The sequence below is a fragment of the Nocardia sp. XZ_19_369 genome (assembly GCF_015355715.1).
In the GTDB taxonomy this organism is placed as follows: Bacteria; Actinomycetota; Actinomycetes; order Mycobacteriales; family Mycobacteriaceae; genus Nocardia.
The window spans coordinates 109,908-127,666 of the sequence record NZ_JACVED010000014.1; the positions used below are offsets into that span (position 1 = coordinate 109,908).

Consider the following 17,759-nt stretch of genomic DNA (forward strand, 5'->3'; position numbering starts at 1 on the left):
GCCGATAGCGGGTTCCGCTTCCGGCCGGACCGAATCTCCTGCTACATCGACGAAACCTGGCATGGGCACGGCGACATCTTCCCGCCCCGAGCGGTGGATTACGTTGTGCAGTACCCGAATCTGGGCGACATGGCCGCCGATGCCGTTCGTGTGGCAGCGGTCGCCGACGCCAAGGGCTGGGCAGTGACAGGCCCAGACCTACTGCGCGGCGATCACAGTTTGTGCCGGGTCGTGCTCGACGCCGACACCGACCGCGGACCCCGACACCTGGAACTGATCTGGCGCCACCTCGACGGCACCTGGCTGTATTCGCCGCAACTGTCCAGTGCCGGTCAACCCACCAAAGCACGCCAACTCCACCAGGTCGAAGCAGACCTCTACAACACCACCGCCACCCAGCCTGCACCCCACCCCCGCGATCCCGCCCCCGCCGCCGCAGCGATCGCGGCAGCGGCCCGGCAAGCAGGCTGGCAGGTATTCGGTCCAGCCGTCACCGCCGACCGCAGCAGCTGCACCGTCACCGTGTACGCCGACACCAGCGAGGGGGCCCGCTACTACTCGCTGATCTGGCGATACAGCGACAACGAATGGGCCTACGACAACACCTCCTCACGGCGCGGCCATACCGACAACACCGGATTCTCGCCGCGCCTGAAGGTCGTACGCCGCGATATCGCAACCCTCACCGTCCGCGAGGGCCCCGGGTCGCAACCCGCCGCCACAATCGCGGTCGCACCAGACGCGACGGCGGGCACCGCGACACCGGCCGCCCGGAGACCCGGTGCAGGCGGTGGCGGGAACGACCTGGACCCGGCAGCGACCGGCCCATCAGCCCAACCACGGCTCGAGCACGCTGACCTCCCAGCGGCTCCACCCGCCGCCGAGTTGGAGATCCTGGCCGACTGGCGACCAGGCGGCCGACCCAGCGGTGAGGTCGCCGCGGCGCTGCGTGCGATCACCCCGGACCGCATGCGCACCCTGCTGCGGCACCGCGGATACCACCCCACGGAACTGCCTGCTGGGCAAGCGGATTCGTGGACCCATCACCATCTCGGGCAACTCCCGGCGCCTCTGCCCGCCAACTCCGAGGCCACCGGCTACGACCACGACATCGCGACACTGCTGACTCACCTCGCGGGTGGCCGCGTCAGGCAACGACCAGGCTGGAGTCCACGCGTGGACACCGAGCAGTGGCGCCTGGTGATCTCGGATCTGGATGCGGCGGCGCGCTTCACCGACCTGGAGTTAGCGGTGCTGCGCTGCGTCGTGCAGGACCGCTACCACTGGTTCCACACCAACGGCACACCCTCTGCCGACCTGACAAGCGAGCGCGAGCTGGCACCGCTGATCGCGCGACACGGCCGCGAGCCGGTCTGGCAAGCCGTGCACACCTACTTGGGTGTGCACGCCCGCCACCTCGGCGGCATCCAGCAGGCCACACAGCGTCAGCACCAGCGGGCAAGCGATGCCGCCCAGCATCGTCACAATGCGCTGAGCGCCGCTGCTGGACTGGACTTCACGCAAGCCCGCGAGCTGCTCACCGCTGCTGAGCTGACCGACCCGCTCTGGCAAGGCGATGACCGGTTCGACAGCTACGAGCACCTTCGAGAGTTGCTCGACGAGGCTGAGAACACCAGCGACCCCTCGCAATCCCCGCTCAACCCCGCCGCGGGCCTGGACGCCGGCGAGGGGCTGCCCGCCCCCAGTGCTGAACCTCCGTTGAAACTTGGCGTGCGCAGCCAGCTCATCCATGCCGCGCTCGATGGCGAGAACAACCTGCTGGCCCAGCTCGAGGCCACCGGTCACGGCACGCTCTATCAGGTTTTCGCGCCGATGATCGCCTACCAGCTCCTCGATATCGCCGCCGCGGAGGCGCAGCTGAGGCTCACCACCGCCGATCATCTCGCACTCGCTGCTCAAGCCGCCTACCAGCAATACGCGACCGAGATCGTGCCGCTGGCAGAAGATGCGTTCAACCCGGCGTTCGAGGTGTTCGCCCCGTGGATCGCCTCCGATCTCGACGACGAGGGCAGCGTCTTCTATGAGCTCGGCGTCAAACTCGGTGATCGCCCGTTCACGGTGCGCATGTCCGAGGAACCCGCGCACGGGTATGAGCTGATCGCGCACGCCACCGACGATGAACTGGCCAACGGCGGCGAAAACGTTGAGATCGGCACGGTAGCGACGGCCGCTGAGGTCATGGGCGTCCTGCGGGGATGGGCCTACGACGCCGCCGAGGAGTATGCGCGCTGGGAAGCGCCTCAGCATCTGCCCGCCGATGCCGTCGAGACCCTCACCGTCGCTGCCGAGGCTGGCTGGCGCGCCGAGCACGCCTTCACGACCCTCAACGGTCGCGAGAAGCTCCTGCGGATCACGTTGTCGAGAGGCGATGCCGCCACTGAGCAACGGCTGGCACTGCGGTGGGACCTGGGCGGGGTGTACGGCCCGTTCGTCTTCACCCCGAACCGCTCCACCTGCTCCCCCCGCGGTCTGCTGCCCGGCCCCGGCGTCACACACGCCGATGTGATGGCGCTGTTGCTGGAAACCGTTGACCAGCAATCGGACCCGGCACCGGACACATCAGTCATCCGTGCTGACAGGGACCCGACCACGGCCGCCGACAGCACCGCGCCTGATACGGGCGGCCGCCTCGCGCCCGACCCGGCTGCACACGCCAGCGCCACCGGCGGCGCCGACGTCCTAGATCAAGCCACCGCCGAGCAGCCGCGGCAACCCCGGCAGGCCGGTGCCGATGCCGGGAGCGCTCTCGCGATCCCGTCGGCAGCGACCAGTGAAGAACTGGACGCCCAAACCATCAGCGCAGCAATGCGTAACCCGTGGCTGGCTCAAGTCGCCGCGACCAACGGCCGCATCCGTTTCGCCGAATTCAGCGACAAGATCGTCGGCGAGTTCGTCCACGACTATCTGTACCAGCGGCACGAGGATGCCACAAAGCACGGCGACCACAGCGTGGTCGATCTCGTTCAGCAGTTCTACAACCGATACGACAACCGTCTGCCCGAACTGATCGCGCGCATAGTCGACCAGGTCTGGACCGGGCTGCCGATGGCACCGACCTACCCCATCGAACCGCCAACCGATCCCCGGCCCGACGCAAACACCGACCACGATCGCGCACCGGACACCGCCGCGCCTGTCCGGCAACCGAGCCCGGGCGTGAAGACGAACTCCGAATCCGCCCAGGACGCCGAATCATCGACCGTTGAACCCCAGCCGGATCCGGTCAACAGCGACCAAGCCCGCGATATCACCGAGGTCACGCAACCCGATGTCGCCGCGTCCGGATCGACACGACAGTCGCTGGCTACCCGGCTGCGCGCGTGGGCCGCCGAGAACGGGCGGGAATTCGACACCGGGTACGACAACGAGCGCGGCGGGCGGATCACCTACCTCGTCGACGGGCAGGCCCTCACCGCTGACCAGATCCGCCGCTTCATGGCCAGCGGAGATCTGGATTGGCCGCCGCACGCCACCGTCGCGCAGACGAACGGAGTTGTGGCCGGGGATAATCCGGAAGCCGCGGCGATCGAGGAGTCGGCGGGAGAGGATGATCGCGGCAAGAGTGAAGGGAGCGGTGATGGCGCAGTTGAGCCCGCACGGCCGGCGCGCACAGGAGTTCTGGGAGACCTACCGGCCCCGAGCGTTAGCGGAGCTGGCGAATCCGGGAGAGTTCTTCCGCGGTCTGGACAATCGGATGCTGGTGCGGATCGGGACATTGGTCGACCAGATGATGGCCGGGGTGCCCGAGGAACAGCGGTCGATGGTGAAGATGCAAGCCGCAGAGACGGTGTTCGACGAGATGGTGCGCCCGCAGGACAAGGAGCCGGGCACCGAGCACCGGGAGATCTAGCCCGGTTCCGCCCGCGCGGGCGCGAAGAGCGCAAACCGCTGGGGGAGGTGGCGCGGGCGCGGGCGAATATCGCAGCCTTGCGTACCCTGCGGGCACTGCAAACCGGTGGTGCTCCGGCGACGGCCGAGCAGCAGCAGGTGCTGGCGCAGTGGTCGGGCTGGGGAGCGTTGCCGCGGGTCTTTGCCGCCGAACCTGCGGCCGGTGAGGCTTCAGCGCTGGCGAAGTGGCACAAGCTCGATGACGAGCGCCACGAAATCCGGACGTTGCTGTCCGAGAGCGAATGGGCGGCTGCAGCCCGCAACACCACCACCGCGTACTACACCGACCTGACGCTGGTACAGATCATGTGGGACACGGTGCGGGCCCTCGGGTTCGACGGTGGAAAGGTGCTCGAACCGGGTTGCGGCAGCGGCAATTTCATCGGCCTGGCGCCCACCGACACCACCGATCCGATTCAGATCGACGGCATCGAAGTCGAACCGATCTCCGCGGCGATCGCCGCCTACCTCTATCCCGACGCCACCATCAAAAACAAAGCCTTAGAAGACATTCCGGTCAGCAAACCGACCTACGACCTGGTCATCGGCAACGTGCCGTTCGACGAGCGCATCAAACCCTACGACCGGGTCTACAACCGCGACCGCGACCTTCTGATCCACAAATACGCGGTCTGGAAGTCGATCCACGCCCTCAAACCCGGTGGGTACCTGGCGGTGATCACCTCCCGCTACACCCTCGACAACGTCGATCCCAGTTTCCGCGAACAGTTGCACGGTCTCGCTGATCTGGTCGGCGCCGTTCGGTTGCCCGCGCGCGCCCATGCGGCCACCGCCGGCACCGACGTGGTCACCGACATCATTGTTCTGCGCCGCCGCGGCGAAGACGAGGTCCCGGCGGGCGACGACTCCTGGCTCTACACCCAGCCGCAAGTGCTCCCCGGGAGTGAGCATCCGGTCGACGTGAACCGCTACTTCCTGGCCCACCCCGAGCAGGTGGCAGGCGAGCTGTGCACCGTTGGAAGCCAATTCGGGCCGAAACTGTCGGTACGGTTGCCCGCCTCCGAGGACCTCGGTGAGCACGTCGCTGCCGCGGCCGCCCGGATCAGCGAACGCGAACCGGAGCCGGTGTTCGAGGTGCCGGTGCTCGATGAGGAGTACCTGCCCGAGGGTGCTCTGAATCTCGACGGCGACGGCAACCCGACCATCATCGAAGACGGCGAGCCGGTGCCGGTCGAGGTGCACCCCACCCAACGGGACCGGCTGGTGCAGCTGATCGAACTCAAGCTGTTGACCAAACAGCTGTACGCGGTCGAAGGCGCCACCGACGTCGCCGGGGACACCGCGCAGTTGACGCGGATGCGCGACCGGCTGCGGGAGTCGTGGCGGCGCTACCGCAGCGCGAACCCGCCGCTGAGCAAACCTGGCCAGAACCGGATCTTCACTCCACCCGAGGAACGTGCCCGCGCTAAAGAGCAGGGAATCAAGAAGGTTCCCGATGAGTGGAAGTCGCGGACCGCGTTCAGCTACATCGACGACGATCCCGACGCCGCGTTGTTGTTCGGGCTCGAACGCTGGGATGTCCGCGCCCGCAAAGGTATCGAACAGAAGGTCCTCCACGCCCGCGTTCTCGAACCCCGCCAGTCACCCACCCACGCCGACACCGTCGACACCGCCGTGGCGATCGCGCTCGACCAGGGCGGCGGCCGTCTGGACATGGGCCGGGTCGCCGCGCTGCTGGGTGTGTCTCGCCTGCAAGCCGTCGCCCAGGTGGAGGAGGCCGGGCTGGCGTTCCGCAACCCCGAAGACCCCGATGAGTGGATTCCACGCCACCTGTACCTGTCGGGCAACGTCCGCACCAAGCTCACCCAGGCTATCGCGGCCGCCGAAGCTGATCAGACCTTCCAGGCGAACGCCGACGCGCTGGAGAAAGTCCAACCACGCGACCTGTACCCGTCGGAGATCACTGCCAAGGTCGGAGCGCCCTGGATACCGGTGCAGGAGTTCGAGGCGTTCCTGCACCACCTCGGATTCGAGGAGGCGACGGTCAAACACGCCGGCGGTGTCATCTGGGAAGTCCTCGGCGCCAACTCCGGTGACCTCGCCCGCCGCGAATGGGGAACCCGCGATCGCAGCGCCCAAGAGCTGTTCGCCGCACTGCTGACCAAGACCGAATCCACGATCAAGGTCACCCACAAAGAGAACAACCGTGTCTACGTCGACCGGCAAGCCACCGACGCCGCCCAGGAAAAGGCCCGCAAACTCGCGCGCGCGTTCGAGGAATGGGTGTGGGCGGACCCCGCCCGAGCCAAACGGCTGGCCCGCATCTACAACGACACCCTCAACAATCTCGTCGCGACCGAACACGACACCAGCGCCCTGACCCTGCCGGGACTCCTACCCGGATGGGTGATGCGCGATCACCAGAACGCGGCGATCCGGCGCATCCTGTGCGGGCAAACCCTGCTCGCCCACGTCGTCGGCGCAGGAAAAACCGCGACCATCGTCGCCGCGGCGATGGAACTACGGCGCACCGGCATGGCCAGCAAACCATGCATCGTCGTGCCCAACCACATGCTCAAGCAGTGGACCGCCGACTTCCGCACCCTGTACCCGAACGCGAAACTGCTGGCGATCAACGCCAGCGATCTCGGTGAAAAACGCGCACCGAAGTTCATGGCCCGCATCGCCGGAGGCGAGTGGGATGCGGTGATCTTGACCCACGAGGCGTTCACCCGGGTGCCGCTGCGCAAGGAAACCCAGGAAAACTACATGCGCCGGGAACTGGGATTCCTTCGCCACCAGCTCGACCTCGCCAAGGACGCGGGCATGGAGTCGATGACGGTCAAACAGATCGAGTCGACCCTCGAGAACGCTGAAGCGCTGCTCAAAGAACAGCTCGACAAGACCACCAATCCCGGGGTGTGCCTCGAAGACACCGGGGTGGACTATCTGTTTCTCGACGAAGCCCACAACTTCAAGAACTTGCGGACCATCTCCGGGATCCCGTCGGCGAGCATCGAAGGCGCCAACAAGGCCACCAAGATGCACATGCTCATCGACTATCTGCGCGCCACCAGCGTCACCGGCCGCTACGCCACTTTCGCCACCGCCACGCCGATCGCCAACTCGGTCACCGAGGCGTATGTGATGATGCGCTACCTGGCGCCGGAGCTGCTCGAACAGATGGGCATCGAGGTCTTCGACAACTGGGTCGGGATCTTCGGTGAAGTCGTCTCCTCCCTCGAACCCGACGCCAAGGGTGAGGGCTACAAGATGAAAGCCCGCCTGGCGCGGTTCTTCAACGTGCCGGAGCTGATGGCGGCCTACTGGACATTCGCCGACGTCCAAACCGCCGAAGACCTCCAGCTACCCACCCCGCCGATCGTGCACGGCGAGGACGGCCAGCGGGGGGAGAAAATCATCATTCCCGCCAGCGCCGCGCAACGAGAATTCATCAAAGCTCTGCCCAAGCAGAAATGGATCAATGACGCCGGCGGCGTCCTCAAAGCCCTCGGCGAGGGCCTGCGGGCCAGCTTGGACATGCGCCTGGTCGGCGGCGATATCGAGGACGGCAGCAAGGTCCCGGCCCTGGTCGACAAAGTCGCCGAGATCTACGCCCAGACCAAAGACATTGTTTACCCGGTCTCCGAGGAAGACTTCACCCCCCAACCCCTGCCCGGTGGGCTGCAGTTGGTCTTCCTCGATGAGGGAACGCCAGGTTCACAAGCCCGCTACGCCTGCGACCTCTACGACGACATCCGCGAACGGCTTGCCGAACAGGGGATCCCGAGCGAGAAGGTCCGGTTCATCCACGAGGCCAACACCGACGCGCGCAAAGAAGCACTGTTCGCCGACTGCCGGGCCGGGCATGTCTCGGTGCTGATCGGCAGCACCGAGATGATGGGCACCGGGGTCAACGTGCAGGACCGTGCCGTCGCGTTGCATCATCTGTCCTACCCGTGGCGGCCCGCCGACATGGCCCAACGGGAAGGCCGCATCGAACGCCAGGGCAACCTCAACCGGCCCGAGATCCCCGGCACCCTCGACGCGGTCCGGACTCTGTACTACGTCACCGAACGCACCTTCGACGAGTTCCGGCTCAACACCCTCGCCCGCAAAGCACGCTTCATCGACCAACTGCAGAAACGCGGGTTCGACGTCCGCGAGCTCGACGACATCGGCGCCGAGGCAGTCAATTTCGCGGTGCTGACCGCACTGGCCTCCGGCGACCCGGCGATCGTGCAGCTGGCAGAAGCCACCGCCGAACGTGCCCGCCTGCAAGGGCTGGCCCGCGGCTGGGACAACGAGCAAGACCTGCGTGACAGCGAACTGCATTACAGCCAAAGCTTCCTCGCCGCCGCGGTCCCGGCCAGCCAGCTCATGCACGACGCGCTCACCAAACGAGTCCCAACCAAGGCCGACAAGTTCGTCATGACCGTCGATGGCCGCACCTACGCCAAACGCGACGACGCCGGAACCGCGTTGGCGGTGCGACTCAAGCAGTTCAGCGCCACGGCGAACCCCGGCGACAGTATCGAACTCGGCGTGCTCGGTGGACTGCCCTACCGAGCCGAGGTCGGGATAACGGGGCGCTATCTCTGGCTGGACTTCGGATGGGCCGACCCGAGCCGCCGCGACAGCTCCGCGGACCGGCGACCGGAATGGGAGCGGCGCAGAACGATGCCCAACGGCCGCACCATGGTGATGGCCCTCGAGCGGCTCTTGAGCAGTCTCGACGTCGACACCGCCGAACTCGACGCCGCCATCGCCCGCTTGTCGGCCAAAACCGACGATCTGGCTGGTCGCGTCCAGTCCCGTGAGCACAACCCCTACCGGCCACTGGCCCGCTCGAAGGAAACCGAAGAAGACCTGCTCGGCAAACTCGTCGTCGCCAACGAACGCGAAGCCAACCTCGCCGATCTCGCCACGACCCAGGGCGAGAACCTCTCCGACGAGACCCGCGAAGAACTCGACGACCTCCGCGCACACATCACCCGGCTACGCGAAGCCATCGCCGCCGAACACGACATCCAGGCCCGCGCCTGGACAGCGGTCAACGACACCAACGCCTCCGACGACATCGAGCCCGACAGCGACCCGGCCGCACCCGCCACCGAGCCGACGCTGCCTGATGGCGACCACGCCGAACCTGCGCACACCGACACCCCCCACGCCTCAGCGCCGCGCACACCCCCGGCGGTCAGTGACCCGCCCGTACCGCACGAAGAACCGCACGACAACGACAACGACAGTGCTGACCTCGCGGCCGAAACCTCATCAGGCCCACCGGAACTAGGCCATGACGTGCACCCATGGTCCGGGCTGCACTGGGCCCTCGAGACGCTCGCCGGAGTATGCGACGGCGCGGTCAAACGCGACGACATCGGCTTCAGCGGCGCCGACGTAGCGATCGGGCACTACCTGGCAGGGCTCAGCCTCGACTCGTGGGACACCCACCACGCGGTCACCGCCGCCGGGCTGCTCACCAGCTACCACCGTCAGCTCGGCGGGCTCACCCCCGCTGATCTGCTGAGCGAGCCGATCGAGGCCAGCCGCGAGCAGTACTGGGCCGCACGCTCCACCGTCCGCGAGGATGGCCAAGCCCACCGCGCCCGCCAGCGCGCCACCACCGGCACCTACCTACAAATCGTCGACGAGAAGGTGCTCCTCGGCTTCCGCCGCTACAACCCCGAACTCGTCGCCGCGGCCAAACGAATCCCCGGGCGCGACTACAACTTCGACACCCAGACCAACGAATTCCCGCTGACGTCCCTGCCACAGGTCATCGCCCTGGCCGACACCTACGGCATCGACGTCGACCCCGCGATCCGGGCGCTGGGGGACCAAGTCGCCGCCGACCCCGACCAGTACACGCCGGTCGCGGTCACCCTCGCGGGAGACCGGTTGGTGATCCGCGCCGAGTTCTCCGAACAGCTCAACGAGGACTTACGCATCCTCAACGGCGGCCGCACCTGGAATGACGGCCTGTACGCGCACTGCCTGCCTCTGGACCACAACATCGATCCACATCGGGTGCGCGAGGTCCTGACCAAGCACCAGCTCAAGCTCGACCCCGACGCCCACAACGCGCTGACCACCCAAATCCTCGCCCACGACACCGCCGACCAGGTACTCCTGCGAGAAGGCCGCATCGTCCTCGTTTGCCCACCAGCCCTGCGCGTACGGGTCGCCGATGAGCTCATCGGGCTGCTGGGCAGCACCAGCTTCGACACCGACCGCGAGCTCAGTATCGGCACCCACATCGAACCCGCCCAGCAACTCGACATCTACACCCGCCACGGGCTGCGCCTCTCCGATGACGTACGCGCCGTGCTCACCGAGCAAGCCCGCACCCAAGCCGACAACCTGGTGTCCTCGGTCGCCGCCGCCGGCGAACCAGTAAGCGTGCCCGGGTTGTCGGAGACCATGGCGTTGATGCCGCACCAGCACGCTGGCGTCGCGCACCTGCACCGCAACCGCCGCGCCATCAACGCCGACATGATGGGCCTGGGTAAGACCCTGACCTCCCTGGCCACCGTCGCCCGTGCCCAGGGGTTCCCCGCAGTGATCGTGTGCAAGCCGGACCTGACCGAGAACTGGCGCACCGAAATCGCGCGCGCGTTGCCCGGGCGGCAGGTGTTCCTCGCCGAGGGCATGACCCCCACCGCGATCCCCGCAGGCACCGACATCGTCGTCATCGGCTACACCGCCCTGTCGTCTCGACCGCCCGCCGACAAGGACGGCAACAAACCCGACACGTTCTTGTGGGTCGAGCACCTCACCACCGAATTCGGGCCCGAGGCAGTGATCTTCGATGAAGGCCACATGGCCAAAGAACCCACCGCCGCGCGTTCACGGGCGTTGGCCGCCCTCGGCGCCACCGTCGCCAGCAACGATGGATTGGTGCTGGATCTGACCGGCACCCCGATGGTCAACCGCCCGCGCGAGCTCGCCCAGCAACTGATCATCCTCGGCCATCTCGCTCCACCCGGAGAACGCGCCACAGCCCAGCACCTTTTCGGCGAATACTGGGACTTCCTGCGCCGCTACTGCGATCCCAAGCGCCGCTCGGGCGGGCACGGCCTGGACTACAACGGAGCATCGAATCTGCCCGAACTCCATCACCGGCTGCGAGCGTGGGGAATATATCTGCGCCGGACCGACGAAGTGCTGGACTTGCCGCCATTCGAGATGACCCCCATGCTGCTCGACCCCGCCCAGCTCGACGCCGCCGCGATGACCGAATACGCTGCCGCCGAAGAAGATCTGATCGCCTTCCTCACCCAGCGCGCGGTCGAACTGGCCGAAGAACTCGGTGAGGACCCACTCAGCGCCGCGGTGGAAAAGCGGATGCGCGCCGAATCCGCCGAGCACCTGGTGCGGTTGAACACCCTGCGCGAGATCCTGGGCCGCGCCAAGATGCCCGCAGTCACAGCCTGGGCCCGCCAGCAGATCCAGGCAGGGCAGAAGGTCATGATCGCCGCCCACCACCGCCACGTCGTCGCCAGCTACGCCGAACGGTTCGGTGGCTTGAAAATCCAAGGCGGGCAAACGGTCCAGGAAAAAGAACACGACAAACACGCCTTCCAGACCCAGCCAATCGACCTAGCGCCCGCCATCTCGGTCGCGGTCGGCGCCGGCGGTTGCGGACACACCCTCACCGCCGCCCGCAACGGCATCCAAGCCGAACTTCCCTGGACCCCAGGCGAACTCATCCAGATGGCCAAACGGCTACACCGCATCGGCCAAACCCAACCCGTCACCTACCAAGTCACCGTCGTCCCAGGCACCGTCGACGACGCCATGTGGGAAATGCTGCAAGCCAAACAAAAAGTCCTCGACGCAGTCCTGGACGGGCAAGTAGTCGACGAAACCACCGATGTCGCCGACATCGTCTGGGCCCTGACTCGCCAAGGCATCGCCGAACACACCACCGACACCACAGGCCCAGCACGCCACGCCCTCGACACCGATCACGACATGTCCGTCCCAGCGCCCGAGCCTGAGACTCCCACTGCCGAAACGGCTTTCACGCACCCGGCCACTGAAGACGCGGCCGTCACCAGTCTGGCCGCAGCCGCAGCCGGTCATGGCCGTACGTCATCGCACCCGATCGCTCCTGCTGACATCACGCGTGTCACACCGGCCCCGGAGCCCGCGGCGACAACGACGCTGAGCACTGGCCTCTGAGCTATAGCGCGGCCGTAGGTTGTTGCGACGCTCAGAAGGTGTTTTGAACCCCGGAGCGTCGCGAATCGCATCGGATGTGGTTGTGGTGGTGAGGATCTGACTAAGCAGCTGCGAATCAGCGTCGGGCGAGCTTGGTCCGCCAGGTCTCCCAGCTGGGCGTGCCGGGGTCGGCGACGGTGCCGGGCCACGGTCCCGGCGCGGGAGCGTTCCGCACCATGCTTGCCTCGGCGCAGCGCATGCCGTCCTCGTCGGTCCACTCGAAATGGGTGACGCCGTCATCGCCAGTCCACGTCGCGGTGCGCAGGACCGGATCGCTCGAAGCTATCGGAAAGGACATAACGCGAAAGCATAGAGCTAGCCTCGGGCAGCCCGCGCACGGCGCGCTGCGCCAGCTGCTGCTGGCCCACTGATGTCTTCGCTCCCAGGAGAACTCACGACATTCCCATACGCGATGCCATCAGTAGTCCCGCGAATTGCGTCGGCCTGGCGGTAGCCGGTTTCGCAGCGACGAGGTCAGCTCGATGAGGCCGTATCGACTGCTAGGCTGAATTCGATATGATGATATCCTCATGAGGCACCCCTCATGATGGGAGTATCTGTAATGGCCGGGCCTGACCCAATCGCAGAAATAATTCGACTCGCAGGTCTAGATGGCCTCTACTACGGCGTGAACGAGCCATGGAACGTCGACGATCTCGCCACCCGCGCAACCGCATCGGTCGCCAAATACCTCGCAGACCCTGTCGCACCTCTGAGCGAGACCGACAAAGTGATGCCCGAAGCCGCCCCCGGCGTGTTCGCACTGGCCATAGTCTCCGGCGCGCGCAGGCTCGCGATGGTGGTTGACGCTGTCGAACTTGCCGCCGCGGCCGCCGCACGCGAAAACGGCGTCAGTGTCCGCCAGTTGGCCCGAGCCGCCGACATAGCCGAGCGATCCGCAGCGACCCGCTACCGGCGGAAAGAGGAGTAAGGGCCCCGCGCTCAGGGGTTGCGGCTGGGGTGATTCCAGCACTGGTCATACGGGTCTCTCCTGCACGTCACCTCACTGCTGTCGGGCGGCACCGTTCCCCTCGCTATCCCGCCGGTCACCAACATTCTTCGTGGCGAGCGCTGACTGAAATCTCACTCACGGATCGCAACACGATCTCGGCAAGCTGATCGGCGTCGAGCAACTCGTGCCGACCTGCCGTGGCTGGCAGGTCGAGTCTGCGCTCGTTGTCTGGGTGGTGGCGGGCGCCGAGCCAAACGACGGCCTGTTCGACCTTCACTCCGCCATCAGGGCGGCCGTCAACTGTCATCGTGATGTGCCGATTGCCGGTCGATGTTGCCCGAACCAGCCATCGCGCGGGGTTGTCGATGGACGCCGTCAACAGACGGTCGCGGCACAGGTCTGCCATGGCCCCCTGGAAACTGGCCACGACCACCGCACCGCGTACTACCAAACCAGTCAAGAAGCCGCGCATCTCGGCCGACAGTTCAGCCTCGACATGAGGCGTCTCCTCGCGCAGCAGATGCCTGTCTGGCAGCGGCACGGAAAACCCTGTCACCACTGAACCTTCGGGCAGCATCCACAGATCGTCGTTGCCGGCGACGAAGCAAACCTGTTCGAGCGGTAAGGGAACGATCCGCGCGACGTACTGGCGCACCCAGACCGGGGTGATCTGATAGGCGCTGGCCGTCGCCAGCAACACATAGCCCGCTTCGATTCCGCGGGCGGGCTTCCAGTCCTCGTCCGGACGAATCCATTTCACAGCCCCACCTCCGGTCGGGAGGAGTCGGCAGGTCTTCCAGCCCGTGTCATCAGCTGCTCGCCCGCATCGGGATGCAGGCCGGAACAGGGCGCCGCCGAGCGCTTTCGGCGGTCAACACGGTAATCGATGGGTCGTCGGACGACGTGCCGAGAGTGTCAGCCTGGGTCGGGACGAGCTGCAGGTGACGCCATGGGCTGTCGTCGGAGGACACCAAGACATACATCCGGCGCACGTCATCGGGATCGTCGGAGGGATGGCGCAGCCGAAGGACACTGCGGCCGGCGTAGTCGACGTCGACCCGGTTGTGCCACATATCCTCGAACTCCTGCGCCTGCCGGAGCCGGGTCTTCATGGCGTCGATGTAGGAGTTGGGAACGAATCCGGTCAACGCCTCACGGCAGGAACGCACCCGCAAATGTGTTTCGAGATACCAGTCGGCCAGCACGCCGCGCGCCCAAGGGCTCAGCAGTTGCCACTCGATAACGCTGTCGCCGATCCGCAGTCCGAGAAACGTACTGGTGAACGCCGTATTGGCGGCGACCACCACACCCGTTCCAGGTTCGAGGTAGGCCGCAGGGTTCGGATTGGCCTGCAATACAACGGTTTCACGCGGGGTCGGGGTGCGCGGTACTGGACGCGGAGCCTTGATGCGCCGCAGCTCTGGATCCGTCAGCCAGACCAACCGCTCCCGTGTGGCGTCGTTCAACTCGAGCACCGGCGCGAGCAGGGAAATAGTTTGCGAGCTGACCGACCGTGCACCCGATTCGATCTTCGACACCAACGAGGTCGACAACCCTGCACGCTCGGCCAGCGCCTCCTGCGAAAGCCCAACCTCCTCGCGGTATCGCTGCAGAATGTGCCCGATCGGGGTGTACCGCTCGCCCAGGCGCCGGACCGGCGTTCGCCGGGGTTGAACCGCCATCGCGCTGACGGCTCTCGTCCCGGAACTAGCCAGGCCAACGTCTTGAATTGTCATGTCTTGCTCCTATCGACCCGAGTGCTCGACTGAGGGTCACGCGGCTGTGCCGCACGGGGATTGGCCCACTGGGCCGGGTCGTGCCGCCACTTCCAATGCGGTAGCCCGGTCGCGAGCCTGGTCGGCAATCGGGTCGCCGCCGGTGTCGGGATGTTGACTTGTCGAGCCGGTACGGCTGGCGTGCGCGTGATCAACGGAAACAACCTTCCTGGTGGGGGATCGGTCCCCGATCACTGCGGCTGGCCGTGCCTATCGGCCGTCGGGGTTCAGCATCAGGCCGGTGTCCCACGCGGCGGCCCCGGCATGCAGCCCCCGAACGACATTCCCGCCTGTGTATGCCCGACCAGGCGAAATCAACGGTGTCCATTCGTCTCCCCAAATCAGATGGTTAACAAGTCCCTAGCAGTGGTATTCCAGTGCTGTGCCCGAGGGAATTGATTCCACCAGCGATCATGTGAATCGTGTGGCCTTCATATTCCAGGCGATGGGGATATCGGTCAACGATTTCGGCGATATCGATGGTGTTCGGCGCCAAGTTCGGTACATGAGGTGCGGCCGTCGAGCGGCGCTGACACAGACTGTGCGGGTAGAGACCTCAACTAGCACAAACAGTGCGAGCATCCCCAGTGAAAGTTTCTACCAGCACATATAGTGCAGATTTCTCCGCGATCGGCACACGATGTGTGAGCCGACCCGGCGGATGGCACCAACTGTGTCAGGCGGGTAAGGCGAATTTGCACCATAAGTGCGATGAATTCCGTTGACAATCTTCTCCCACGCCAGAAAGATTGAATACAGTTCGGTAGCGGCAAAACGCGATCACCGACTGCATGCAATACGGCAAAACTAGCGCTGGCATATTCGCGGGGTGTTGGAACATTGCATCGCTCTGCCGGTTGGAAATTATGCGCCGGGCATTTTGTGTCAATCGATTAGGGGGCTCAGCGGTGAACACCATCCAGTCGCACCACCGGCACGCGGACGCCAGCCCACCCGCGCAAACGTACGCTCCGGTCGGCTCAGCCTCGGGCGCGCCTCTCGGTCGACGGCTCTACGAGGCCGACGTCTTCTTCTATCAGCTCGGTGCACCCGATGCCCGCCGCTGTGCCGCCCTCGACGCACTCGAACACGACGGCACCTATCGCCACACCCTTGACGAACTCGTCGCGGGTGCGCAATGGGCCTGGCGCAACAACAGTCGATGCGCGGGCCGCGCGTTCTGGCGTGCGGCGCAAACCGTCGACGCACGACATTGTGCGAGCGCCGCCGAGATCGCAGGCGCGTGCTTCCAACATCTCCACCGTGCCTACAACAGCGGCCGCCTGCGTCCCCTGGTCACTGTCGGGCCGCCGCTCGACCCGGACGGACGAGGGTTCCGCATCCTGAACCCACAACTGATCAGCTACGCCGGATACCGCAACGACGACAACATCGTTGGCGACCAAGCAAACGTGGGCCTCACCCGGACCCTCCAACGCCTGGGTTGGCAGGGCTCCAGTACCCGATTCGACGTGCTGCCGCTATTGATCCAGACCCCCGAGCGGCAGCTGGAATGGTTCGCACTACCTCCAGAAACCGTTCACCAGATCCCGATAACGCACCCCCGGCACCCGGCAATTGATGAACTCGGACTGCGTTGGCACGCGGTGCCCACGGTCAGCGAAATGTCTCTCGAGATCGGCGGACTCACCTATCCGGTCGCACCGTGGAGCGGGTGGCACACCGGAGACGAAATCGGTGTGCGGATCCTCGGTGACACCCGCCGATACAACCAACTGGGCGTCGTCGCCGCGGCACTGGGACTCGACACCCACGTCGAGGAGACCGTGCGGTGTGAGCGTGCCGCCGCTGAACTGACCACTGCGGTCCTGCATAGCTTTTCCGCCGCCGGAGTGCGTATCGCCGGCCGTCCCGGCGTGAGATCGGCGGTGCGCGACACCGCAGACGGGCACGCGCCAGCGGGCCAGTGGCGCACCGCCAGCGCGTCCCGAACCAGTCGACACTCCGCATCCGCTGTGCCGACTCTTCACCGCTACGACGACGACCGCCCTGAACTGCGGCCCGGATTCGTACAGCAACCGTGCCCGCCGCTGGATCGGCTCGGCATCGACCCGGCCCCGACCAACGACACCGCACTCGAAAACATCCGCACGCCTTAACGAAAGAAGACCCCATGCACCGTCGCCCCGACGCTTGTCTGACGACCACGTCGGCTCTGGGCACCCCAGCTTCTCCCGACCCGACTCTCGCCGTCGTCAACTGCATCAGCGCCCCCGCCGATTTCGCGCCATGGATCAGCGCCTCGTTCGCCGATACGCGCGCCACCCTCACCGGCACACGCGCACGAGGGTTCTACCTCCGCCGCCTCGCTGGCGACTACCGGCATTGCCTGTTCGCTTCGATAACCCTATGGGTCTCGATCGCCGACTTCGAAAGCTGGCGTCTGAGCCCAGCATTCATTGCCGCCCATCCCGACCGCGAGCAATACAGCACCGAGTTTGCACAGATGAGCTCGCTTCGCTTCGACATCGACCTGGACCCCGACAGCGCGACCACCCTCGACGTCCTCGATGAACAAATCGTCGCCCGATTGAGAACCCGGCGACCCGACCTGATCGCCGCCAGTGATGTGTTTGTCGGCGAACTCGAATGGATGCCTCACAGCGCCACACCACGACTGGACGCCCGAACCCGATCGAACGACTCCACCATCGCCAGCGCACCAGCGGGGGAGAAGCGGTGAGCCACGCAACCATCGCCGCCCTTCTCTACGGCGCGCTGGGCACGATGATCCTGGTCATGTCGATCATCGCGCTGCGCGGCCCCCGGTATCCGGTGGTGCCACCGACCACCAACGACTCCGGTCGCGCGGCACCGCGGCATGCCACCGTCGCCCATGGGCCCGCTCACCTGCGGTGCGAAGAGACTCGGTCGCTTACGGCCGCAGCAAGAGCCAGCGACGGACTCCAGTC

Annotated in this window: 7 protein-coding genes (1 of these 7 only partly in view); 4 read left to right on the forward strand and 3 right to left on the reverse strand. The window is 66.0% G+C overall.

Going from position 1 to position 17,759, the window contains the following annotated elements:
- Positions 1 to 12,060 carry the end of an SNF2-related protein gene (locus IBX18_RS39485; RefSeq protein WP_194838523.1) on the forward strand. It extends 17,556 nt beyond the left edge of the window, so 12,060 of the gene's 29,616 nt are visible here — the last part of the coding sequence; its start codon lies beyond the left edge, outside the window; it ends in the stop codon at positions 12,058 to 12,060.
- A gap of 115 nt (positions 12,061 to 12,175) precedes the next feature.
- Here IBX18_RS39485 and IBX18_RS39490 read toward each other — a convergent pair whose 3' ends face one another.
- The gene (locus IBX18_RS39490; protein ID WP_194838524.1) at positions 12,176 to 12,397 is read right to left on the reverse strand and encodes a hypothetical protein; all 222 of its coding nucleotides are present in this window, start codon (positions 12,395 to 12,397) and stop codon (positions 12,176 to 12,178) included.
- A 264-nt stretch (positions 12,398 to 12,661) separates the two neighbouring features.
- Between IBX18_RS39490 and IBX18_RS39495 the strand changes: the two genes are divergently transcribed.
- Positions 12,662 to 13,030 (forward strand): hypothetical protein, encoded by a 369-nt coding sequence (locus IBX18_RS39495; RefSeq protein ID WP_194838525.1) that lies wholly within the window; start codon positions 12,662 to 12,664, stop codon positions 13,028 to 13,030.
- Between the two features lie 115 nt (positions 13,031 to 13,145).
- On the opposite strand, the gene IBX18_RS39500 is transcribed toward IBX18_RS39495, so the two are convergent.
- Complete coding sequence (locus tag IBX18_RS39500; protein ID WP_194838526.1) at positions 13,146 to 13,811, reverse strand: hypothetical protein; 666 nt, start codon at positions 13,809 to 13,811, stop codon at positions 13,146 to 13,148.
- 49 nt (positions 13,812 to 13,860) lie between these two features.
- Positions 13,861 to 14,787, reverse strand: coding sequence for a helix-turn-helix domain-containing protein (locus IBX18_RS39505; RefSeq protein WP_194838527.1), 927 nt, complete (start codon positions 14,785 to 14,787; stop codon positions 13,861 to 13,863).
- A 947-nt stretch (positions 14,788 to 15,734) separates the two neighbouring features.
- On the opposite strand from IBX18_RS39505, the gene IBX18_RS39510 reads away from it, so the two are divergent.
- Positions 15,735 to 16,946, forward strand: a complete 1,212-nt coding sequence (locus IBX18_RS39510) for a nitric oxide synthase oxygenase (protein WP_194838528.1) — start codon at positions 15,735 to 15,737, stop codon at positions 16,944 to 16,946.
- A 14-nt stretch (positions 16,947 to 16,960) separates the two neighbouring features.
- Positions 16,961 to 17,530 (forward strand): hypothetical protein, encoded by a 570-nt coding sequence (locus IBX18_RS39515; protein ID WP_194838529.1) that lies wholly within the window; start codon positions 16,961 to 16,963, stop codon positions 17,528 to 17,530.
- Positions 17,531 to 17,759: the final 229 nt, after the last annotated feature.